We start from the raw sequence: 206 nt of genomic DNA on the forward strand, positions 1-206 counted from the left end.
GAATTTACAGGTGGAGTTAATGGCGTTGAGGCTGCAGTAACTGAAGAAGCTCCTGAATATACAGGTCCATTGGCAACAGTGGGAGAAGAACCAGCACCAACAGTAGAAAAACCAGAATTTACAGGTGGAGTTAATGGCGTTGAGGCTGCAGTAACTGAAGAAGCTCCTGAATATACAGGTCCATTGGCAACAGTGGGAGAAGAACC

1 protein-coding gene is annotated in these 206 nt (G+C 46.1%); it reads left to right on the forward strand.

The genetic code is table 11. From position 1 onward, the window contains the following. Nucleotides 1-206 (forward strand): SIALI-17 repeat-containing surface protein (locus tag N5909_RS00065; protein ID WP_271630617.1); only part of this gene is annotated, 206 nt, incomplete at both ends.

Origin of the sequence: Streptococcus gwangjuensis (assembly GCF_028156745.1) — a bacterium.
In the GTDB taxonomy this organism is placed as follows: Bacteria; Bacillota; Bacilli; order Lactobacillales; family Streptococcaceae; genus Streptococcus; species Streptococcus gwangjuense_A.